General features: G+C 70.1%; 20 protein-coding genes. 19 read left to right on the top strand and 1 reads right to left on the bottom strand.

Annotation, left to right across the window (positions count from 1 at the left end):
• The 6 genes from NNI01S_RS33915 to recN all read left to right on the top strand — a co-directional run.
• A partial coding sequence (locus tag NNI01S_RS33915; protein WP_084489368.1) for a tetratricopeptide repeat protein occupies window positions 1–995 on the top strand: 995 nt, incomplete at its 5' end.
• 374 nt (window positions 996–1,369) lie between these two features.
• Window positions 1,370–2,260: an HAD-IIA family hydrolase gene (locus NNI01S_RS28100; RefSeq protein ID WP_063023609.1), complete on the top strand. Its 891-nt coding sequence runs from the start codon at window positions 1,370–1,372 to the stop codon at window positions 2,258–2,260.
• 13 nt (window positions 2,261–2,273) lie between these two features.
• Window positions 2,274–2,582 (top strand): hypothetical protein, encoded by a 309-nt coding sequence (locus NNI01S_RS28095; protein ID WP_245676400.1) that lies wholly within the window; start codon window positions 2,274–2,276, stop codon window positions 2,580–2,582.
• Between the two features lies 1 nt (window position 2,583).
• Window positions 2,584–3,405, top strand: a complete 822-nt coding sequence (locus NNI01S_RS28090) for a TlyA family RNA methyltransferase (protein WP_063023607.1) — start codon at window positions 2,584–2,586, stop codon at window positions 3,403–3,405.
• A complete protein-coding gene (locus NNI01S_RS28085) occupies window positions 3,402–4,361 on the top strand; it encodes an NAD kinase (protein ID WP_063023605.1) in 960 nt (319 codons plus the stop codon). Before NNI01S_RS28090 ends, NNI01S_RS28085 begins: the two co-directional genes overlap by 4 nt.
• Window positions 4,339–6,123, top strand: coding sequence for a DNA repair protein RecN (gene recN, locus NNI01S_RS28080; RefSeq protein ID WP_063023603.1), 1,785 nt, complete (start codon window positions 4,339–4,341; stop codon window positions 6,121–6,123). The genes NNI01S_RS28085 and recN overlap by 23 nt, the downstream gene beginning before the upstream one ends.
• Window positions 6,124–6,132: 9 nt before the next feature.
• Here recN and NNI01S_RS28075 read toward each other — a convergent pair whose 3' ends face one another.
• The gene (locus tag NNI01S_RS28075) at window positions 6,133–6,552 is read right to left on the bottom strand and encodes an SRPBCC family protein (protein WP_063023600.1); all 420 of its coding nucleotides are present in this window, start codon (window positions 6,550–6,552) and stop codon (window positions 6,133–6,135) included.
• A 448-nt stretch (window positions 6,553–7,000) separates the two neighbouring features.
• Here NNI01S_RS28075 and NNI01S_RS28070 point away from each other — a divergent pair, with 448 nt between their 5' ends.
• The 13 genes from NNI01S_RS28070 to der all read left to right on the top strand — a co-directional run bounded on the left by NNI01S_RS28070 (window position 7,001) and on the right by der (window position 20,725).
• The gene (locus tag NNI01S_RS28070) at window positions 7,001–7,417 is read left to right on the top strand and encodes a hypothetical protein (protein WP_157115015.1); all 417 of its coding nucleotides are present in this window, start codon (window positions 7,001–7,003) and stop codon (window positions 7,415–7,417) included.
• A 384-nt stretch (window positions 7,418–7,801) separates the two neighbouring features.
• Window positions 7,802–9,016, top strand: a complete 1,215-nt coding sequence (steA, locus tag NNI01S_RS28065; RefSeq protein WP_063023596.1) for a putative cytokinetic ring protein SteA — start codon at window positions 7,802–7,804, stop codon at window positions 9,014–9,016.
• Window positions 9,017–9,026: 10 nt separating this feature from the next.
• Window positions 9,027–9,971, top strand: coding sequence for a copper transporter (locus NNI01S_RS28060; RefSeq protein WP_063023594.1), 945 nt, complete (start codon window positions 9,027–9,029; stop codon window positions 9,969–9,971).
• Between the two features lie 231 nt (window positions 9,972–10,202).
• Window positions 10,203–11,924, top strand: a complete 1,722-nt coding sequence (pyrG, locus tag NNI01S_RS28055) for a CTP synthase (RefSeq protein WP_063023592.1) — start codon at window positions 10,203–10,205, stop codon at window positions 11,922–11,924.
• A 4-nt stretch (window positions 11,925–11,928) separates the two neighbouring features.
• Window positions 11,929–12,588 (top strand): NUDIX domain-containing protein, encoded by a 660-nt coding sequence (locus NNI01S_RS28050; protein WP_063023590.1) that lies wholly within the window; start codon window positions 11,929–11,931, stop codon window positions 12,586–12,588.
• Between the two features lie 6 nt (window positions 12,589–12,594).
• A complete protein-coding gene (gene xerD, locus NNI01S_RS28045) occupies window positions 12,595–13,539 on the top strand; it encodes a site-specific tyrosine recombinase XerD (protein WP_063023588.1) in 945 nt (314 codons plus the stop codon).
• Window positions 13,540–13,697: 158 nt separating this feature from the next.
• Window positions 13,698–14,162 (top strand): cupin domain-containing protein, encoded by a 465-nt coding sequence (locus tag NNI01S_RS28040; RefSeq protein ID WP_063023586.1) that lies wholly within the window; start codon window positions 13,698–13,700, stop codon window positions 14,160–14,162.
• 190 nt (window positions 14,163–14,352) lie between these two features.
• Window positions 14,353–15,297, top strand: a complete 945-nt coding sequence (locus NNI01S_RS28035) for a ParA family protein (RefSeq protein WP_040866172.1) — start codon at window positions 14,353–14,355, stop codon at window positions 15,295–15,297.
• 665 nt (window positions 15,298–15,962) lie between these two features.
• Window positions 15,963–16,769, top strand: a complete 807-nt coding sequence (locus NNI01S_RS28030) for a segregation and condensation protein A (RefSeq protein WP_063023635.1) — start codon at window positions 15,963–15,965, stop codon at window positions 16,767–16,769.
• Window positions 16,770–16,824: 55 nt separating this feature from the next.
• The gene (scpB, locus tag NNI01S_RS28025) at window positions 16,825–17,481 is read left to right on the top strand and encodes an SMC-Scp complex subunit ScpB (RefSeq protein WP_084489363.1); all 657 of its coding nucleotides are present in this window, start codon (window positions 16,825–16,827) and stop codon (window positions 17,479–17,481) included.
• Window positions 17,482–17,490: 9 nt separating this feature from the next.
• Window positions 17,491–18,567 carry a pseudouridine synthase gene (locus tag NNI01S_RS28020; RefSeq protein ID WP_084489362.1) on the top strand — a complete coding sequence of 359 codons (1,077 nt, stop codon included), beginning with the start codon at window positions 17,491–17,493 and terminating at the stop codon, window positions 18,565–18,567.
• A 35-nt stretch (window positions 18,568–18,602) separates the two neighbouring features.
• Complete coding sequence (cmk, locus tag NNI01S_RS28015) at window positions 18,603–19,310, top strand: (d)CMP kinase (protein ID WP_063023631.1); 708 nt, start codon at window positions 18,603–18,605, stop codon at window positions 19,308–19,310.
• On the top strand, window positions 19,307–20,725 hold the full coding sequence (gene der / locus NNI01S_RS28010; RefSeq protein WP_063023582.1) for a ribosome biogenesis GTPase Der: 1,419 nt from the start codon (window positions 19,307–19,309) through the stop codon (window positions 20,723–20,725). The genes cmk and der overlap by 4 nt, the downstream gene beginning before the upstream one ends.
• Window positions 20,726–20,818: the final 93 nt, after the last annotated feature.

Below are 20,818 nucleotides of genomic sequence, written 5' to 3'. Positions count from 1 at the left end.
CCGCCAACCGTGGTGGTTTCCAGCGCCGGGACGATTCCGCGGGCGCTCGAGGCGATGCTCGCCGTGGTGAGCAGGGCGAGCGTGGCGGGTACAAGCGTCGCGGCGATTTCGACGCGCGCGGTGACGCGGCGGGGCGCGGTGCGTCCGGCTTCCAGCGCCGTGAGGACGATCGTCATCGTGCCGGACCGGATCGCGATGAACGACGCGGCGACGCGGACCGCGAAGACCGGAGGCCGCACAGCGACGCGTCGCAGGACCGTCGCCGAGGCGGTGAAGGCGCCCGTGGCGCCGGTGGGCGTGGCCTCGATCGCCGCCCGCCGCGGCCGGAAGAACCCGATCTGCCGGACGAGGTGCAGGCCACCGATCTCGACTCGGCCGTGCGGCGGGATCTGCTCAGCCTGGACAAGGGCAATGCGGAGACGGTCGCCCGGCATCTGGTGATGGCGGTGCGGCTGCTCGACGACGATCCGGGGCTCGCTCTCGCCCATGCCAGGGCGGCGCGGCAGAGGGCCGGGCGCATCGCGGTCGTTCGTGAGACCGCGGGAGTGGTGGCCTACCACGCAGGCGAATGGGCGGAGGCTCTGTCGGAGCTGCGCACCGCGCGCCGGATGTCCGGTGGTTCCGGGCTCTTGGCGGTCATGGCCGATTGCGAACGCGGTCTGGGGCGTCCCGAACGCGCGATCGAACTCGGTCGCAGCGAGGAAGCGCGTGCTCTGCGCGGTGACGACGCCGCCGAACTGCGAATCGTGGTCGCCGGCGCACGGATGGACCTCGGTCAGTACGACCAAGCGGTCGTGACCTTGCAGACCTCGGATCTCGATCCGTCCCGCACCGGTTCCGCCGCGGCCCGCCTCTTCTACGCCTACGCCGACGCCCTCGTCGCCGCGGGCCGCACCGACGAGGGCCTCACCTGGTTCCTCAACGCCGCCTCGGCCGACCTGGACGGGGAGACCGACGCCGAAGAACGCGCCGCCGAACTCACGGGCGAGGTCTGAGACCTGGCTGTCGAGGTCGCGCCACCAGTCCTCCAGTTGCTGTGCAGAAGGTACGTCGTAAAGCGGAGGCAGCACCTAACGCTGCACGCAGGCGAGGCCTCGAGAGCTGCCGTCGAGACGCCTGGTACCCGTCCGTCTTACCGTGTCGGCGCTGAACAGCGCGGGCCACACATCCCGGGTTGGGTCCTCGCGCTGCGAAACCTGCCTGCCGCACTGGTGATCCGGTGTAGCCGGAGTGGTTGACGCCACGTCTTTACGGCATGCTCGCTGGCGTAGTGTCGAGTGTCTCGGACTCGCCGAGCGGATGTGCTGCTGGAGGGTCCGGCGGTGATGAGTCGGCACGGCGCCGATCGGTGACACGGAGTGAGAGTGGTGTGAAGCGACTACGAGATCGCTACCGAGCCCTGCTGCTGGATCTGGACGGCACGCTGTACCGCGGTCATGAGGTGATCGAGGGCGCGCCGGAGGCACTGGCCGTGGACGGGCAGGCCGATCAGCGGCTGGTGTACGTCACGAACAATGCCAGCCGGGGGCCGCAAGTGGTCGCCGCGCATCTGTCCGAACTCGGCTTCCCCGCGACCTCCGACGACGTGGTGACCAGCGCCCAGGCCGCGGCGCGGTTGCTGGCCGAGCGGCTCGAGCGCGGCGCGCCGGTTCTGGTCGTCGGCACCGACGATCTGGCCGCCGAGGTGGACGGTGTCGGACTGCGACCGATCCGGCGCTTCGACGGCGCCGCGCCCGCCGCGGTGGTGCAAGGGCACTCACCCCATACCGCGTGGCCGGACCTCGCCGAAGCCGCCTACGCCCTGCGTGCGGACGCGCTGTGGGTCGCGGCGAACACCGACCGGACGCTGCCGAACGAACGCGGCCTCGCGCCGGGCAACGGCGCGATGGTCGCCGCGCTGCGCGCCGCCTCCGATCGGCAGCCGATCGTGGCGGGCAAGCCGTACGCGCCGCTGCTGGAGGACGCGCTCGTCCGGGCCGGTTCCCGCTCCGCCTTGGTGGTGGGCGACCGTCTGGACACCGATATCGAGGGCGCCAACCGGGTCGGTCTCGACTCGTTGCTGGTGTTCACCGGTGTCAGTACGCTGGACGAACTGCGCACGGCCCCTGAATGTCAGGTACCGACCTACGTCGCCGACTCGCTCGAGGCCCTCAATCACGCGGTTGTCGCCGCCGAGCCGGATGCCGACCTGGGTGACCTGCTGCAGCGCAACCCCGGGCGAGCTGTGACGGTCCGCGCGTCCGATTCGGAAATCCGATAGCGTTGACGCCACGATGACTACACCCACGCCTCGTCCGAACGGTCCCGGCACGGCCGCCGGTGCGGCAGGTCCCCGCCCCGGGGCGCCGCTGCCCGGTCAGCACCTGCCGGGTGCGCAAGGCCGTCCGGAGCCTGCCGACCCGGATCGTATCCGCGGCGAGGTCGACAGCCTGCTCACCGAACTCGACCGCCCCGGCTGGAGCGGGCCCGCACCCGCGACCGACAGCGCCGAGGCCGGAGTCGACATCACCCGTCGCGCTCGCATCCTGGAGCAGGCACATGACGTGCTGGTACAGGCCTTGGCCACGGTGGACAAGATCTGAGGTGGCCAGACGCGCACGGGTGGACGCGGAACTGGTTCGCCGCGGATTGGCGAGATCGCGAGAACACGCGGTCGAGCTGATCGGCGCGGGCCGCGTCCTGATAGCTGGAACGGTCGCGGTGAAGGCGGCGACCGCTGTCGAGGCGGGCACGCCGCTGGTGGTCCGGGAGGAACCCGACGAGGTGTCGTGGGCCTCGCGCGGCGCGCACAAACTACTCGGCGCGCTGGAGCGGTTCGAGCCCGACGGGCTGTCCGTGGCGGGCAAACGCTGCCTGGACGCGGGCGCCTCGACCGGCGGGTTCACCGATGTGCTGCTGGCGCGGGAAGCTCGGGAGGTCGTCGCGGTCGACGTCGGGTACGGCCAGCTGGTCTGGCGCCTGCGCAACGACGAGCGGGTCCGGGTGTTCGACCGCACCAACGTGCGCAACCTGACGCCCGAAACCATCGGTGGCACGGTCGAAGTGGTGGTGGGCGACCTGTCCTTCATTTCGCTGAGCCTGGTCCTGCCCGCGCTGGCCGCCTGCGCGGCGCCGGGCGCCGACCTGTTGCCCATGGTGAAACCGCAGTTCGAGGTCGGTAAGGAGCGGGTCGGCTCCGGCGGTGTGGTGCGCGATCCCGCGCTGCGCGCCGACGCGGTGCGCGCGGTGGCGGCCGCGGCCGCGGAGCTGGGGATGCGCACCGTCGGTGTGGTGGCGAGTCCGCTGCCGGGTCCGTCGGGCAATGTCGAATACTTCTTGTGGCTGCGCAACGACGGGTCGTTCGCGGACGATGGTGAGCGGGTCGCTGCGCTGGTCGAGCGTGCGGTTGAGGAGGGTCCACAGTGAACGCGCTGGCCCAGCCCTGCGGCCGGGAGATTCTGCTGGTGTCACATCCCGGCCGGGCGGAGATCATCGAGACCGCCCACCGGGTGGCGAAAATCTTCGCGGACGCGGGTATCTGCCTGCGCGTGCTCGCGGACGAGGCGGACAGCACGCGGTTCGAGGCCGAGCCGGGCGGCTATCCGGTGCGCGTGGTCGAGCACAGTGCGGAGGCAGCGGTCGGCTGCGAGATGGTGCTCGTGCTCGGCGGTGACGGAACATTCCTGCGCGCTGCCGAACTGGCGCGCCCGGCCGGGGTGCCGGTGCTCGGGATCAACCTCGGCCGCATCGGTTTTCTCACCGAGGCCGAGGCGGAGCATCTGGACGAGGCGCTCGCCCAGGTGGTCCGGGGCGATTACACGATCGAGCATCGGATGACCATCGACGTCACGGTGCGGATCGAGGACGAGGTCGTGGAGAGCGGTTGGGCGCTGAACGAGGCGAGCATCGAAAACGCCTCGCGCATGGGGGTACTGGAAGTGGTGCTGGAGGTCGACGGGCGACCGGTGTCGTCGTTCGGCTGCGATGGCATCCTCATCTCCACGCCGACCGGTTCGACCGCCTACGCCTTCTCCGCGGGCGGTCCGGTGGTGTGGCCGGAACTCGAAGCGTTGCTGGTGATTCCGAGCAATGCCCATGCCCTGTTCGCGCGGCCGCTGGTGACCAGCCCCGAGTCGCGGATCGCGGTCGAGTCCGTGGCGACCGGACACGATGCGATAGTTTTCCTGGACGGCAGGCGCACGCTCGCACTGCCCAGCGGGGGCCGGGTGGAGGCGGTTCGCGGCGCTCGACCGGTGCGCTGGGTGCGGCTGGACTCCGCACCCTTCGCCGACCGGATGGTGCGCAAGTTCCAATTGCCCGTGACAGGCTGGCGTGGCCGACGGCGAACGGAGAGCACAAGTGCTGACAGAGATCAGGATTGACGGGCTTGGCGTCATTTCCAGGGCGACCGCGCAGTTCCACGCGGGGCTGACCTGCCTGACCGGCGAGACCGGCGCGGGCAAGACCATGGTGGTGACCAGCCTGCATCTGCTCAGCGGTGCCCGCGCGGACGCGGGCCGGGTCCGGCTCGGCGCGTCGCGTGCGGTCGTGGAGGGCCGGTTCACCATCGAGGACGTCAACGACGCCGCCCGCGCCGAGGTCGCGCAGGTGCTGGAGGCGGCCGCGGCCGAGCAGGACGACGACGGCAGCGTCATCGCGATCCGCACGGTCGGCAGCGATGGGCGCTCCCGCGCGCATCTCGGTGGCCGCGGGGTCCCCGCCTCGGTGCTGGGCGATTTCACCGCGCCTTTGCTGACCGTGCACGGGCAGAACGACCAGCTGCGGTTGCAGCGCCCCGATCAGCAGTTGTCGGCGCTGGACCGGTTCGCGGGCGACGCGGTGGCCGCTCTGCTGCGGAAGTACCAGGTGCTGCGCCGATCCTGGCTCGACGCCCGCACCGAACTGCTCGAACGGACCGCGCGCAGCAGGGAATTGGCCCTCGAGGCCGAGCGACTCGAACACTCGTTGAACGAGATCGACGCCATCGCTCCCGAACCCGGCGAGGACGTGCGCATCGTCGACGAGGTGCGCAGGCTGAGCGATCTGGATTCGCTGCGGGAGGCGGCGGCTACCGCGCACGACGCGCTGGCCGGGTCTGCGGACGCCCCGGGGGACGGTTCCGGCGCCATGGAAGCGCTGGGCGCGGCGCGCGCCCGCATCGAAGCCGCCGACGATCCGGCGCTGGTCGCCCTCGCGCCGCGCTTGGCCGACGCCATCGCCGTGGTGGTCGACGTCACCACCGAGTTGAGCGGGTATCTCTCGGATCTGCCGTCGGATCCGGGGGCGCTGGATTCGCTGCTCACCCGGCAGGCCGAATTGAAGACGCTGACCCGCAAGTACGCGGCTGACATCGATGGCGTGCTGGCCTGGGCGCAGGAGGCTCGCACCCGGCTCGGCTCGCTGGACGTCTCGGAGGAGGCGCTGGCGAAGCTGGCCGCCGAGGTCGACACCGCCGCCGAACGGTTGCGGGAGGCGGCGAAGAAGCTGAGCGCCGCGCGGCGCAAATCGGCGGGCAAGCTGGCAGCCGCGGTGAGCGCCGAGCTGGGTGGTCTCGCGATGGGCAAGGCGCGTCTGGAGGTCGAGGTGCGGCCGGTGCTCGCGGGCGCGCAGGACTCGGCGCCGCTCACCGTCGACGGTCAGGAGTTGCATGCAGGCGCCACGGGTATCGATGAGGCCGAGTTCCGGTTGGCGGCGCATTCCGGCGCACAGTCGTTGCCCTTGAGCAAGAGCGCGTCGGGCGGTGAGCTGTCACGCGTGATGCTGGCGCTGGAAGTGGTGCTGGCCGGCTCCGAGCACGGAGCGACCATGGTGTTCGACGAGGTCGACGCGGGTGTCGGCGGACGCGCCGCGGTGGAGATCGGCCGCAGACTGGCACGGCTGGCGCGTACCCATCAGGTGATCGTGGTGACCCACCTGCCGCAGGTCGCGGCGTTCGCCGACACCCATTTGGTGGTCGACAAATCCGACGACGGCAAGGGCACGGTCAACAGCGGTGTCCGTGCGCTCACCAACGACGAGCGCGTGGTCGAGCTGGCGCGCATGCTGGCCGGTCTCGACGACACCGAGACCGGCCGGGCACACGCGGAGGAACTGCTGGCGACGGCGCGCGCCGAGAAAGCGGGCGCCGAAGTGGCGGCGCGCTGAGCGCGCCGGTCAGCGCACCGCCTTCTGCGCACCCTTGATGAACTGGCCGATCAGGTTCTTCAGACCGAATTCCAGCACCTTGGCCGGTACCGGCAGCGACGGGTCCGATTCCATCGTGTAGGAGACCAGAGTGCCGTTGTCGGCGTCGGCGAAGGTCACGATGCCGACGTGCCGCTTCACCGGCGCGCCCTTCACGATCTTGTATTCCATCCGCTCGCCGGGCACGAGCTTGGTGATCTCCTCGGTGACCCCGACCGGGCCGAGGCCGATCAGGTGCTGCGCGCCGACGCCCTCGCGTTCGGTCAGGCCGGGCTTGATCAGCTTGACCTGGACCGGGATGTAGGGGCTGATGCTCTCGCGGTCGGCGAAGAGCCGGTAGACGACCTCGCGCGGAGCTGCGATGACGGCGTCGACGGTGGTGCTGGCCATGAAATCTCCTCTTCCAGTTACGTGTGACCGGCAGCATATAGCTACAGCGGGCGCCGCTCGATGATCGTGTCGTCCGCATCACAATCGACGGCGGGCCGTCCCCCGCGGGAGGTTTTCCGGGCTGGCACCATGGGCGCGATCGAGGCGAGAGGCGGTTGGCGGCGCTCCAATACCGACTCGATCTACTGACTAAATCCGTGCGAGGCCATGGAATGGCTGGAAGCTGGGTCTCGGCTCGGGGAAAGGCAGAGGCGTACGCGGCGGGTTTGATGCGCAAAGCGTGTTTCGATCAAGAGTTTTCGCTAACGACGACTGGGTCGTAGGCAACCGACGTCCGCAATGTCCGATTTCCATCTACTATTGAACTCAGTAGGTGAACGGCGGATGAATTCCGCTGGACAGCCGGAAGCGCCGAGGCAAAGGGGCCGACATGTGCAGCGTTCTTTCAGTGATGACCGAGGCGGGCGGGGCGCGCCGTCGCGGCCCGATCGGGCGACGCCGGAAAACGGCGAAAACGGCGACATTCGCGCTGATCGTGGCCGGTCTCGCCGCGGGGATGATCAGCGCGGCCGGTGGTGCTGCCGCGGAGTCGCTGTCGCGCTCCGACCACTCCGGTCGCGCTGGTTCGCATGGCGACTCGACGGGGTGGCATGAGATCGACCCGTTCGGCTACCAGCACTCCGACCCGAACCCCCTGCGGCAGAACGAACATCAGCATGCGCTGCGCGAGTATCACCGGAAGAACAAACCCCGACCCGCCGACAGCGCCCCCGGCGACGGCGCGGGTGAAGCGGCCTGGAGCCGCACGCCGCGTCCGGACGGTAGCGGTTGGACCGTGTGCCGCCCGCATGCGAAGCGGTGCTGACGGCGGGGCCGCTTCGTCTTCGGCCGTGCGTCGGCCCGCGCGGAGGTTTTGTCCACTTGGCCGTCGGGTTCGTGTCAACGCGATAGCGGCTGATTCGCCGGATGGCAGGAGGGGGTGGTGTGCACTGTCCGTTCGTGGGTTGGCGGGCGGTGCGGCGTATCGGCCCGGGCAACCGGCCGGGTCGCCGTCGCTTCGGCCCAGTGGATTGCGACGAGAGCGGAATCCGGCCGATAAGTGCTTTCTGAACAGCGAATATTGTTCACAACTCGGCCGTGGAATACCCCGAGGCGGCGCGCCCGCTGCCGCATGCGTGGCCGCATGGACGCGGTGTGTGGAACGGCGCGCCTCCACCAATGGTTGAGAGTTTGCCGCCATCATCGGCACATGAAGATGCCGGCGCTGTTGTCGAGAAACACCGAAACGCTTCCTGGTCTGATCGGGACTGCCCGGGTGGATCGCAACACCCGGCGGCTGCTCGGACGGATCGGCCCGGGCGACATCGTCGTCCTCGACGAGATGGATCTCGACCGGATGACCGCCGACCGGCTGGTCGAGGCGCGCGTCGGTGCGGTGATCAACACCTCGCCGTCCATTTCCGGCCGTTACCCGAACCTGGGCCCCGAAGCCCTGGTCGCGAACGGGATCCTGCTGCTGGACACGGTGAGCTCGGATGCGTTCAAGAAGATCAAGGACGGCGTCAAGGTTCGCATCGTCGACGGCGTGGTCTACGCCGACAAGCTGATCAAGAAGGAGCCGGAGGTCCTCGTCGAGGGCATCGAGCTCACCGAGTCCGCGATCACGGAGCGGATGATCGAGGCGCGCAACGGTCTGGCCGATCATCTGGAGGCGTTCGCGGGTAACACCATCGAATTCATCCGCACCGAGAGCGCGCTGCTCATCGACGGGTTCGGCGTCCCGGAACTGGATCTGGTGATGAAGCACCGGCATGTGGTGGTGGTCGCCGACGGTCCGGAGCACGCCGAGGACCTGCAGCGGCTCAAGCCGTTCATCAAGGAATACGCCCCGATCCTCATCGGCGTGGGCCGCGGTGCGGACACCCTACGCAGGCGCGGGTACCAGCCCGACGTCATCGTGGGCGACCCCGAGGAGATCACCACCGCCACCATGAAGTGCGGCGCCGAGGTGATCCTGCCCGCCGACACCGACGGCCACGCCAAAGGGCTCGAGCGCATCCAGGACCTCGGTATCGGCGCGACGACCTTCCCCTCGTCGGGCTCGGCCGCCGATCTGGCACTGCTGCTGGCCGACCATCACGGCGCCGCGCTGATCGTCACCGCGGGAGCGCCCGCCTCGCTCGACGATTTCTTCGACCGGGGCCGCCGCGACAGCAATCCGGCCACCTTCCTCACCCGGCTCAAGGTCGGCACGAAGCTGATGGACGCGAAGGCGGTGGCCACCCTGTACCGCAATCGCGTGTCCGGGGTCGCCGTCGCACTGGTCGTGCTCGCCGCGCTGGTCGCGGTGATCGTCGTGCTGCTGGCGTCCAACAGCGGCGGAGACGTCCTGGACTGGGGTGTGGACACGTGGAACCGCTTCGCGCGGTGGGCGCAGGGACAAGCCGGATCGTGGGAATTCTGAGAGGAGAACGATGATTTCGTTGCGCCAGCACGCCATCTCGATCGTCGCGATCTTTCTCGCGCTCGCGATCGGTGTGGTGCTCGGATCCCAGACGCTCGGAGCCGATCTGCTGTCCGGCTTGCGGGCGGACAAGACCGACCTGCGGCAGCAGGTCGACATCCTCACCGAGCAGAACCGGCTGCTCGGGGAGCAGGCCGTGGCCGCCGACCGGTTCATCGCCGGGTCCTCCGGGCGCATCCTCGGCGGCGCGCTCGCCGACCGCAGCGTCGTCGTGTTCACGACACCGGACGCCGATCCGGGCGACGTCGAAGCGGTGACGCGGGCGCTCGCGGGGTCGGGGGCGGCCGTCACGGGCCGGATCGCACTGACCGAAGCGTTCGTCGACGCCACCGAGGGTGACCGGATGCGCACGGCTCTCACGAACGTCATCCCGGCCGGGGCGCAGCTGCGGACCGGCGCGGTGGATCAGGGCAGCATGGCCGGTGATCTGCTGGGCCTGGTGCTGCTGCTCGACCCGGCCACCGGGCAAACCCGGAGCACTCCGGAGGAACTCGGGCTGGTCCTGGAGACCCTGCGCGGCGGCGGGTTCCTCGCCTACGGTGACACACCGGTGCGGCCCGCCCAGCTCGCCGTCGTGATCACCGGCAACGGCGTCGCCGCGGCGGAGAACAGTGCGGGCACGAATGCCGCGCGCTTCGCGGGCGCCCTGCGCGGCCGTGGGGCGGGAGTGGTTCTGGCCGGGCGCGCGGGCGCCGCCGACGGGCAGGGGCCGATCGCCGTGGTCCGCACCGACGCCGCGCTCGCGGGTCAGGTGAGCACCGTCGACAATCTCGACCGGGAACTCGGCCGGGTCACGACCGTGCTGGCGCTCGGTGAACAGCTCAACGGCGGCACCGGACGCTACGGCACCGGAGCCAAAGCCACGTCGCTCACCCTGGCCGCCGTCCCGGGCTGACGGGCCGGAAGATCCGCTGGAACGTGCACTCGGAGCGTTTTGCGCAGGTCACGGGCATGATCGACCGTTCTCGCCGACTTCTGGGCACCGGCGTCCGGTGAACACCGCGGACGGGAACGCGACCGACTTCACAATTCGGCCGCTGCGGCTCTGATCGCCGTCCCGGCGATCGGCGGGCAAACGCGCGTGGCATTCGAACGGACGGGCGGATTCGTGTTACCGTGAAGACCCGTGGGTCAAACACGGATTCAGGCGCGAACGGCCACGAAGCACATCTTCGTCAGCGGTGGTGTCGCCTCCTCATTGGGTAAAGGTCTTACCGCCTCCAGCCTCGGTCAGCTGCTGACGGCGCGTGGGCTGCGCGTCACGATGCAGAAACTCGACCCGTACTTGAACGTCGATCCCGGCACGATGAACCCCTTCCAGCACGGCGAGGTGTTCGTGACGGAGGACGGCGCGGAGACCGATCTGGACGTCGGCCACTACGAGCGCTTCCTCGATCGGGACCTGTCCCGGGACGCGAATGTGACCACGGGGCAAATCTATTCGTCGGTCATCGCCAAGGAGCGCCGCGGCGAGTACCTCGGCGACACGGTGCAGGTGATTCCGCACATCACCGACGAGATCAAGAACCGGATCCTGGCCATGCGCGGCCCGGATCTGCAGGGCCAGACCCCGGACGTGGTGATCACCGAGATCGGCGGCACCGTCGGCGACATCGAGTCGCAGCCGTTCCTGGAGGCCGCCCGCCAGATCCGCCACGACGTCGGGCGGGACAACGTCTTCTTCCTGCATGTGTCGCTGGTGCCCTACCTCGCGCCCTCGGGTGAGCTGAAGACCAAGCCGACCCAGCACTCGGTGGCGGCGCTGCGCAATATCGGCATCCAGCCCGACGCGCTGATCCTGCGCTGCGACCGCGAGGTCCCGCAGGCCCTGAAGAGCAAGATCGCGCTGATGTGCGACGTCGAGGTCGACGCCTGCATCTCCACGCCGGACGCGCCGTCGATCTACGACATCCCGCGTGTGCTGCACCGCGAGGGCCTGGACGCCTACGTGGTGCGCAGGCTGGGGCTGCCGTTCCGCGACGTGGACTGGACCGTGTGGGGCGATCTGCTCGACCGGGTGCACTCGCCGCGCGAGACGGTGGAGGTCGCGCTGGTCGGCAAATACGTCGACCTGCCCGACGCCTACCTCTCGGTCACCGAGGCGCTGCGCGCGGGCGGATTCGCCTCGCGCGCCAAGGTGAACATCCGCTGGGTGCCCTCCGACGAGTGCGAGACCCCGGCCGGCGCCCAGCACGCGCTGCGCGACGTGGACGCCGTGCTGATTCCCGGCGGGTTCGGCATCCGCGGCATCGAGGGCAAGGTCGGCGCGATCCACTACGCGCGCACCCGCGGCATCCCGCTGCTCGGCCTGTGCCTGGGACTGCAGTGCGTGGTGATCGAGGCGGCGCGCCGGGTGGGATTGGCGGAGGCCAACTCGGCCGAATTCGAACCGGACACACCGCATCCCGTCATCTCCACCATGGCCGATCAAGAGCAGGCCGTGGCAGGCGAGGCCGATCTCGGCGGCACCATGCGGCTGGGGGCATACCCGGCCACGCTGGAGAAGGGCTCGGTCGTCGCCCATGCCTACGGCAGCGAGCACGTCTCCGAGCGTCATCGCCACCGCTACGAGGTGAACAACGCCTATCGCGACAAGGTCGCCGAGAGCGGCTTGCGGTTCAGCGGCACCTCGCCGGACGGGCACCTGGTCGAGTTCGTCGAGCTGCCCGCCGACGTGCATCCGTTCTTCGTGGCCACGCAGGCGCACCCGGAGCTGAAGAGCAGGCCGACCCGCCCGCATCCGCTGTTCGCGGCGCTCATCTCGGCGGCGTTGAAATACAAAGCGGCCGAACGGCTTCCGGTGGACATTCCGGGTGAAGAACTGGCGGGTGCGACGGAACAGGCGTAGCGGGATGACCAACGGGGGCGCTGCCGAGCCCGGCAGCCACGATTTCGAGATCGAATCGAGCGAGACCGTCTACAGCGGCGCGATCCTCGCGTTGCGGCTCGACCAGGTGCGGATGCCGGGTGGCCGGGTCGTCGAGCGCGAGGTGATCGAGCATCACGGCGCCGTCGCCGTCGCGGCGATCGACGACGACGGCGATGTGGTGCTGATCAATCAGTACCGTCACCCGATCGGCAGGCGGCTGCTCGAGTTGCCCGCCGGGCTGCTCGACGTGCCCGGAGAGGATCCGCTGCTCGCGGCGCGCCGCGAGCTGGCCGAGGAGACCGGGTTGGCCGCCCGGGAATGGGCGGTCCTGGTGGACGTCGCGCTCTCGCCCGGGTTCACCGACGAAGCGCTGCGGATCTACCTGGCACGCGGGCTGTACGAGACCGATCGGCCCGATCCCGAATTCGAGGAGGCGGACCTGGAAGTGGTCCGCATGCCGGTCGACGCGGCGGTCCGCGCGGCGCTGAGCGGGGAGATCGTCAACGCGACCGCCGTCGCGGGCGTGCTCGCGCTGGCGGCCGCGCGAGCGGGCGGCATCGAACCGCGGCCGCCGGACGCGCCGTGGGACGGGCAGCCCACGACCTTCCTCCGCCGCAAGGCGGCCGAGAAGTCCGAAGACTGACCAGAAGTGCTCGGCCGCGAGCTCGACGCCTATCTCGACCACCTCGCCGTCGAGCGCGGCGTCGCGCCCAACACCCTGGGGGCCTACCGGCGGGACCTGGGCCGCTATCTGGACTTCCTGGCCGGGCGCGGCATCCGCTCGCTCGACCGGGTCGCCGAGTCCGACGTCGCCGAGTTCACCATGGCGCTGCGCTCGGGCGGTCACGGGCACCCGCCGCTGGCGGCAAGTTCGGTGGCCCGCGCGCTGATCGCGGTGCGGGGTTGGCATCGCTTCGCCGCCGCGGAGGGACTGACCGACACCGACGTGGCGCACGCGGTGAAGCCGCCCGCACCGGGACGCAGGCTGCCCAAGGCGCTGCCCTACGACCAGGTGCTGCGGCTGCTCGAGGCGGCGGGCGGCGGCCAGGCGGATGCCGCGGCAGGCGCCGACGGCGGACCGCGCGGCCTGCGCGACCGCGCGCTGCTGGAGTTGCTGTACTCCACCGGCGCCCGCATCTCGGAGACGGTCGGGTTGGACGTCGACGATCTCGATCTCGAGGAACGGTCGGTCGTGCTGCGCGGCAAGGGCGGGAAACAGCGCCTGGTGCCGATCGGGCGGCCGGCCCTGGCCGCTGTGGATGCCTACCTGGTCCGTGGGCGGCCCGTGCTCGCCGCGCGGGGAAAGGGTAATGCCGGAGCGCTTTTCCTGAATGCCCGCGGCGCGCGGCTGTCCCGGCAGAGCGCCTGGCAGGTGCTGCACACCGCCGCCGAACGGGCGGGCATCGGTGCGGCGGTGTCGCCGCACACGCTGCGCCACTCCTTCGCCACCCATTTGCTCGACGGTGGCGCCGACGTCAGGGTGGTGCAGGAATTGCTCGGCCACGCCTCGGTGACCACGACCCAGATCTACACCCTGGTCACCGTCAACACCTTGCGCGAAGTCTGGGCCACCGCGCATCCGCGCGCACGGTAATCCGTTCGGCGCTCCGCGCTTCGCTCGCGCCTGCGGTTTCCGCTGACGTGGCATATCGGCGGAACAAAGTGGACTTCGGTCCGGTTGTGTTCGTTCAGCGGGTGCGTGCGGTGTGTTCACCGGCGGCCCGGTTCCGATCACGACACGAGGTGAGTTGCATGGCAAAGTCTTTCATCGTCCACGAGGCAGACGTCGAAGCGGTTGCGCTGCCCGGCGGCGGCTCCTTCCGGCTGCTCGAGGACAGCGAGAACTCCGCAGGGTTGTTCGGCGCCAATCGGCTCACCCTGGCCGCGGGCGCGGACGGCACCCGGCCGCACCACCATACGAAGTCGACCGAGATCTTCTATGTGCTGGACGGCACGATGGAGTTCCTCGTCGACGGCGCCCGCAACGCCGTGGGCAAAGGCGGCCTGGTGGTGGTGCCGCCGGGTGTTGTGCACGCCTTCGGCGCAGGCGCGGACGGCCCCGCGGAGTTCCTGGCTGTGCTCACACCCGGTATCGTCCGCTTCGAATACTTCCGGCAACTCGGCCGGATAGCGCGCGGGGAGGCGGACTGGGACAGCATGAACGAATTGCACGACCGGTTCGATGTTCATTTCGACGGTGGACCGCAATGGCGTTGACCAGCGCCGGACGAACACGCCGCGCGCAGGCGCGGCACTCGAGTGCCGTCAAGCGGTAGCGTCTATCCAGAGCTGGACCGCACGAAAGCGAGGTCGGCCCTGATCGGCCTCGCTACGCTCGGCGAGGCAACGGGCAGGAACGTATAAGGAGCAGCGGATCGTGACGACAGCCGGAGCGGCAGAGCCGCCGATGGGTGCTGGGGCGGAGCCGCTTACGGGCTCGCGACCGGGTCCGTACTCGGACGCCGCGGCGGAAACGCTGTGGGGCCACGGAGTCGAGCCGGTCCCGGAGGACGCGACGCTCGGCCCGACCGGACGACCGTTGCGGCTGGTGCCGGACCCGCCGCCGGTCGGCGAGCACGGCGACGCGCTGATCGTCGCCATGTGCAACCAGAAGGGCGGGGTCGGCAAGACCACCTCCACCATCAATCTCGGTGCCGCCCTGGCCGAATACGGTCGGCGCGTGCTGCTCGTCGACCTGGATCCGCAGGGCGCGCTATCGGCCGGGCTCGGCGTCGCCCACCACGATCTCGACTCGACCGTGCACGACCTGCTCATCGGTTCCAAGGTGTCCATCGACGACGTGCTGATGCAGACGCGTGTCCCGAACATGGACCTGCTGCCGAGCAACATCGACCTCTCCGCCGCGGAGATCCAGCTCGTCAACGAGGTGGGCCGGGAGCAATCGCTCGGCCGCGCGCTGGAGCCGGTGCGCAACCGCTACGACTACATCCTCATCGACTGCCAGCCGTCGCTGGGCCTGCTGACGGTGAACGCCCTGGCCTGTTCGGACGGTGTGATCATCCCGATGGAGTGTGAGTATTTCTCGCTGCGCGGACTCGCGCTGCTCAACGACACCGTCGAGAAGGTGCGGGACCGGCTGAACCCGCGGCTGAGCCTGTACGGAATAGTGGTCACCATGTTCGACTCTCGACTGCTGCACTCCCGCCAGGTCATGGCGCGGGTCGTCGAGGTGTTCGGTGAGCTCGTCTACGACACCGCCATCGCGCGCACCGTCCGTTTCCCGGACGCCAGCGTCGCGGGCGAGCCGATCACCACATGGGCGCCGAAATCCAGTGGCGCCGAAGCGTATCGGTCGATGGCCAGGGAAGTCATCCACCGATCCGGCCGGTGAGCGGCCGCTCCGACCCCTCGTCTGCGTCCCACCACAACCCGTCCGGCCAGGGGTCTTCCGCGGCCGGACCGACAGCCACGCCGGACGACCGCGTGCCCGATCCGCCGGACCGCACCACTCCGGTGCAGGCTCCCGCACTCGGGAACGCGGCTGCCGCGTTCATCGCGGCGGGCCGGGACGCGGCGCCCCGGCGCCCGAACCCGGCCGCCCACGGAGGTGGCACGTCCGAGCCTGCGCGGGAAGTGGCGGCACCGGCGCCGGGGTCCAGCGCGGACGAACCGCCCGCGAAGCCGCCCGCTCAGCCCACCGAGGCGATCGAGCGGGAAGTCACCGAGTCCTCCGCCGATCGGACCGCTGACGCGCCGGATGAACGCGGGAGTTCGGCGGATGCGGCGGCCCGCCCGGCCGCGGCTGGCGCAGGTGGGCATCCGCCGGACGCAGCGCAGGCGTCCAACCCTTCGCCTGGGGCGTCGGCGGAGCGGGCGGACGAGCCGCAGGCGTCCGACCGTTCACCTGGGGCCTCGGCGGAGCGGGCGGACGAGCCGCAGGCGTCCGACCGTTCACCTGGGGCCTCGGCGGAGCGGGCGGACGAGCCGCAGGCGTCCAACCCTCCGCCCGGCGCGTCGCCGGAGTCGGGGGATCAGCCGCAGGCGTCCGGGTTCCGGCTGCGGCTGAGCAACTTCGAGGGTCCGTTCGATCTGCTGCTCACTCTGATCAGCTCGCGCAAACTGGACGTCACCGAGGTGGCGTTGCACAAGGTCACCGACGAGTTCATCGCCTACACGAAGGCGTTGACGGCGAACATGGCGCAGCAGAACACCTTGCGCTCGGACAAGATCCTCGACCAGACGACCGAGTTCCTGGTCGTCGCCGCCACACTGCTGGATCTGAAGGCGGCGCGCCTGCTGCCGTCCGGCGAGATGACCGACGCCGAAGACCTCGAGCTGCTCGAGGCGCGCGACCTGCTGTTCGCCCGGCTATTGCAATATCGCGCGTTCAAGCAGGTCGCCGAACTGCTCGGTGAACTGGAGGGGGCCGCGCTGCGCCGCTATCCGCGGGCGGTCGGCTTGGAGGAGCGTTACGCGGGCCTGCTGCCCGAGGTTACGCTGGGTGTCAGGGCGGCGGAGTTCGCCGCGATCGCCGCGGCGGCCTTCCGGCCCCGTCCGGTGCCCAAGGTCGGACTCGACCACTTGCACACACACGCCATCTCGGTGGCCGAGCAGGCGGCCCTGGTGCTGGAACGGCTCAAACAGCGCGGTGCGGGTGCGTGGACCTCCTTCGGCGAGCTGGTCGCCGACTGCGAGGTGCCGGTCCAGATCGTCGCCCGGTTCCTGGCGCTGCTCGAGCTGTATCGCGGCAAGACGATCGAGTTCGACCAGCCGGATCCGCTCGGTCCTCTGGCGGTGAGCTGGATCGGCGACGAGGCCGCGCAACAGGCGGACACCATGACGATCGAGGAGGACTACGGGTGAGCGAGCACAGTGCGCGATCGCGCCCGATGGGGCCGGGCTCCGGCGAGGCGCGGTCGTGAGTGAGGCAGTGGTGGAACTCACCCCCGAGCCGCTCGCGGACGACGAACTGCGTTCCGCGCTGGAGGCCATGCTGCTGGTCATCGACTCGCCCGCACCGGCTGACCAGCTCGCGACCGCGCTCGGCGACACCGCGGAGCGCGTCGAGCGCACCCTGCGCGCGATGTCCGCCGAACTGTCGGCCCGGTCCAGCGGGATAGATCTGCGTTTCGTCGGCGACGGCTGGCGCTTCTATACTCGCAGCGAGTACGCGCCGTATGTGGAACGGATGCTGCTCGACGGCTCCCGCTCGAAACTGACCCGGGCGGCGTTGGAAACGCTGGCGGTGGTGGCATACCGTCAGCCGGTGACCAGGACCAGGGTCAGCGCGGTGCGCGGCGTGAACGTCGACGGGGTGATGCGCACGCTGCTGGCCAGGGGCCTGATCGCCGAGGCAGGCGTCGACCCGGAGACCAACGGGACGCTGTACCGCACCACCGAGCTGTTCCTGGAACGGATCGGGCTCGCTTCGCTGAGCGACCTGCCGCCACTGGCGCCCCTGCTTCCGGGCGTCGACCTGATCGATGAGATCAACGAGAGCCTGGAGACCGACCCCCGGTACACCAGGCTGAGGAAACCCGCCGAGGCCGATTTGGACCTCGGCACCGAAGAGTGACAGGACATCATGAATACGCCCGCTCGCCGAGATGGCACACCGGATCGTAGGAAACGCGGCGCCCAGCCCGAACGGGGCGGCGCCGGCCGCGCCTCGAGTTCGCGCGAGGCCCGTTCGGCTCAACGGGGGGCCGCCGCGCGTGGCGCCCAGCAGGGCGGCGCTGGCCGCGGACTGGCGCAGCGCGGATCGGCGCAGCCCAACCCCCAGCGGCAGACGGCCGCGGCCGGTAAGAAGAAGCCGAAGCCGCAGCGCCAAGCCGTGCAGCCACCGCTGCTGAGCAACGCCAAGCCCGCGCGCCACCAGAACGTCGAGACCACCGAGTCCGGCGGTCACACCAAGCTCCCGTGGGGCGAGGGGGAGCGGTTGCAGAAGGTCCTCGCCAAGGCGGGCGTCGCGTCGCGCCGGGCCGCCGAGGAGATGATCGCGCAGGGCCGCGTAGAGGTCGACGGCATGATCGTGCGCGAGCAGGGCCTGCGGATCGACCCCCAGCACGCCGTGGTGCGCGTCGACGGCACCCGCGTGGTGGTGCGCGAGGAACTGGTGCACGTCGCGCTGAACAAGCCCAAGGGCTGGCAGTCCACCATGTCCGACGATCTGGGCCGCCCCTGCGTCGGCGACATCGTGGCCGAGCGGGTCGCGGCGGGTCAGCGCCTGTTCCATGTCGGAAGGCTCGACGCGGACACCGAGGGCCTGCTGCTGCTCACCAACGACGGCGATCTGGCGCACCGGCTCATGCATCCGTCCTTCGAGGTCTCGAAGACCTACCTGGCGACGGTGCACGGCGAGGTGAACAATCGCGCGGTCGGCAAGCGGTTGAAGGAAGGCGTCGAGCTGGAGGACGGTCCGGCCAAGGTCGACCGCTTCCAGGTGCTCGAACTGGGGGAGGGACGTTCTCTGGTGAAGGTGGTGTTGCACGAAGGGCGCAAGCACATCGTGCGGCGCCTGCTCGACGCGGTGGGCCATCCGGTCATCCGGCTGGTGCGTACCAATATCGGTCCGGTCGCGCTGGGCGACCAGCGGCCCGGCACGCTGCGGGTGCTCGGCCGCGATGAAATCGGCAAACTCTACGAGGCGGTGTCGTTGTGAACGGTGTGGAGATCCCGGTGCAGACGCCGGCGCGGATGGCCGGTACGAGCCCGCTGGTGGTCGCCATGGACGGGCCGTCGGGCACCGGGAAGTCGAGCGTGTCGCGGCGCCTGGCCACCCGGCTCGGTGCCCGGTACCTCGACACCGGCGCCATGTACCGCGTGGCGACGCTGCGGGTGCTGCGGGCGGGCATCGAGCTGACCGACACCGCCGCCATCGCCGCCGCGGTCAAGGAGCTGCCGCTGTCCATCGGCACCGACCCCAGCCGCGAGGTGATCGAACTCGACGGCGAGGACGTGCGGTCGGAGATTCGCGGCGACGCCGTCACCAAGGCCGTTTCGGCGGTCTCCGCGGTGCCGGAGGTGCGCGAGCTGCTGGTCGCCATGCAGCGTGACATCACGGCGGCCGCGGGGCGGATCGTGGTGGAGGGGCGCGACATCGGCACCGTCGTCCTGCCCGCCGCGGACGCGAAGATCTACCTGACCGCTTCCGCCGAGGCGCGGGCACATCGGCGCAATCAGCAGAACATCGCCGAGGGGCGGGGCGATGACTACGCGGGCGTGCTCGCCGACGTGCAGCGCCGCGACACCCTCGACTCGACCCGCAAGGTGTCCCCGCTGCGCCCGGCCGAGGACGCGGTGGACGTCGACACCAGCGAACTGTCCATGGACGAGGTCATCGACGAGCTGTATCGCGTTGTCGCGGAGCAGGTCTCGGCGTACGGGGCCGGAGGTGACCGATGAACGAGGACGTGCTGGCAGGCGACGGCGTCTGGAGCGACGAGGCCGACTGGGAGCTGGCCGAGCTCGAGGGCGAGTTCGAGGACGCGCACCACGTCGCGATGCCGACGCTGGCGGTGGTCGGCCGCCCGAACGTGGGTAAATCGACGTTGGTGAACCGGATCCTGGGCCGCCGTGAGGCGGTCGTCGAGGACATCCCCGGCGTGACCCGCGACCGCGTGTCCTACGAGGCGAACTGGGCCGGGCGGCGATTCCTGGTCCAGGACACCGGCGGCTGGGAGCCCGACGCCAAGGGGTTGCAGCAATCGGTGGCCCGCCAGGCCGAGCTGGCCATGCAGACCGCCGACGCGATTCTGCTCGTGGTCGACGCCGTGGTGGGCGCAACCGCCACCGACGAGGCGGCGGTGCGGAAACTGCGCCGTTCCGCGGTCCCGGTCATCCTGGTCGCGAACAAGGTCGACGATCAGCGGGTGGAAGCGGAAGCGGCGGCGCTGTGGTCGCTCGGGCTCGGCGAGCCGCGCATGGTCAGCGCCGCGCACGGCCGTGGCACCGGCGACCTGCTCGACGACGTGCTCCAGGCGCTCCCGGAAACGCCGCGCGAAGGGATCGCCGGCGCTGGCCCGCGCCGGGTAGCGCTGGTCGGCAAGCCGAACGTCGGCAAGTCGAGCCTGCTGAACAAGCTGGCAGGCGACGAGCGCTCGGTGGTGCACGATGTCGCGGGCACCACGGTGGACCCGGTCGACTCCCTCGTCGAATTGGGCGGCAAGATCTGGAAATTCATCGACACCGCCGGGCTGCGCCGCAAGGTCACCAACGCCAGCGGCACCGAGTTCTACGCCTCGCTGCGCACCAAGTCCGCGCTGGAGGCCTCGGAGGTGGCGATCATGCTGATCGACGCCTCGCAGCCGATCACCGAACAGGACCTGCGGGTGATCAGCATGGTCGCCGATTCCGGGCGGGCGCTGGTGCTGGCGTTCAACAAGTGGGACCTGGTCGACGAGGATCGCCGCCTGCAACTGGAGCGTGAGGTCGACCGCGAATTGGTGCGGGTGCCGTGGGCACAGCGGGTGAACATCTCCGCGCATACCGGCCGCGCGGTGCAGAAGCTGGTGCCCGCCATGGAGACCGCGCTCGAGTCCTGGGACAAGCGCATTCCGACGGGCAGGCTCAACACCTGGCTGAAGGAAGTGATCGCCGCGACCCCGCCGCCGATGCGCGGCGGCAGGCTGCCCCGCGTGCTGTTCGCCACCCAGGCGACCACTCGGCCGCCCACGTTCGTGCTGTTCACCACCGGGTTCCTGGAGGCGGGCTACCGGCGATTCCTGGAACGCAGGTTGCGCGAGGAGTTCGGGTTCGACGGTTCGCCCGTCCGCATTTCGGTGCGTGTGCGGGAGAAGCGGGATCGGTCGAAGAAGTAGACGACCGCCGCGAGGCCGGGCGCATGGGCTACGGCACGGGTGCGTGCGAAGGCGCGCGCATCCTGCCGGGGCGGCAGGCGGTGCCGCCCACTG

It is taken from the genome of Nocardia niwae NBRC 108934 = DSM 45340, assembly GCF_001613465.1.
Lineage (GTDB): Bacteria > Actinomycetota > Actinomycetes > Mycobacteriales > Mycobacteriaceae > Nocardia > Nocardia niwae.
Note: the sequence above shows the minus strand (reverse complement) of the source record. Positions and strands in the feature narration are given on the sequence as shown.

Coding starts and splice junctions, on each gene's coding strand:
- NNI01S_RS28050 (WP_063023590.1), top strand. CDS start 11,929: ATGACCAACGGGGGCGCTGCCGAGCCCGGCAGCCACGATTTCGAGATC.
- NNI01S_RS28040 (WP_063023586.1), top strand. CDS start 13,698: ATGGCAAAGTCTTTCATCGTCCACGAGGCAGACGTCGAAGCGGTTGCG.
- steA (WP_063023596.1), top strand. CDS start 7,802: ATGAAGATGCCGGCGCTGTTGTCGAGAAACACCGAAACGCTTCCTGGT.
- NNI01S_RS28075 (WP_063023600.1), bottom strand. CDS start 6,552: ATGGCCAGCACCACCGTCGACGCCGTCATCGCAGCTCCGCGCGAGGTC.
- cmk (WP_063023631.1), top strand. CDS start 18,603: ATGGCCGGTACGAGCCCGCTGGTGGTCGCCATGGACGGGCCGTCGGGC.
- NNI01S_RS28060 (WP_063023594.1), top strand. CDS start 9,027: ATGATTTCGTTGCGCCAGCACGCCATCTCGATCGTCGCGATCTTTCTC.
- NNI01S_RS28035 (WP_040866172.1), top strand. CDS start 14,353: ATGGGTGCTGGGGCGGAGCCGCTTACGGGCTCGCGACCGGGTCCGTAC.
- NNI01S_RS28020 (WP_084489362.1), top strand. CDS start 17,491: ATGAATACGCCCGCTCGCCGAGATGGCACACCGGATCGTAGGAAACGC.
- NNI01S_RS28095 (WP_245676400.1), top strand. CDS start 2,274: ATGACTACACCCACGCCTCGTCCGAACGGTCCCGGCACGGCCGCCGGT.
- der (WP_063023582.1), top strand. CDS start 19,307: ATGAACGAGGACGTGCTGGCAGGCGACGGCGTCTGGAGCGACGAGGCC.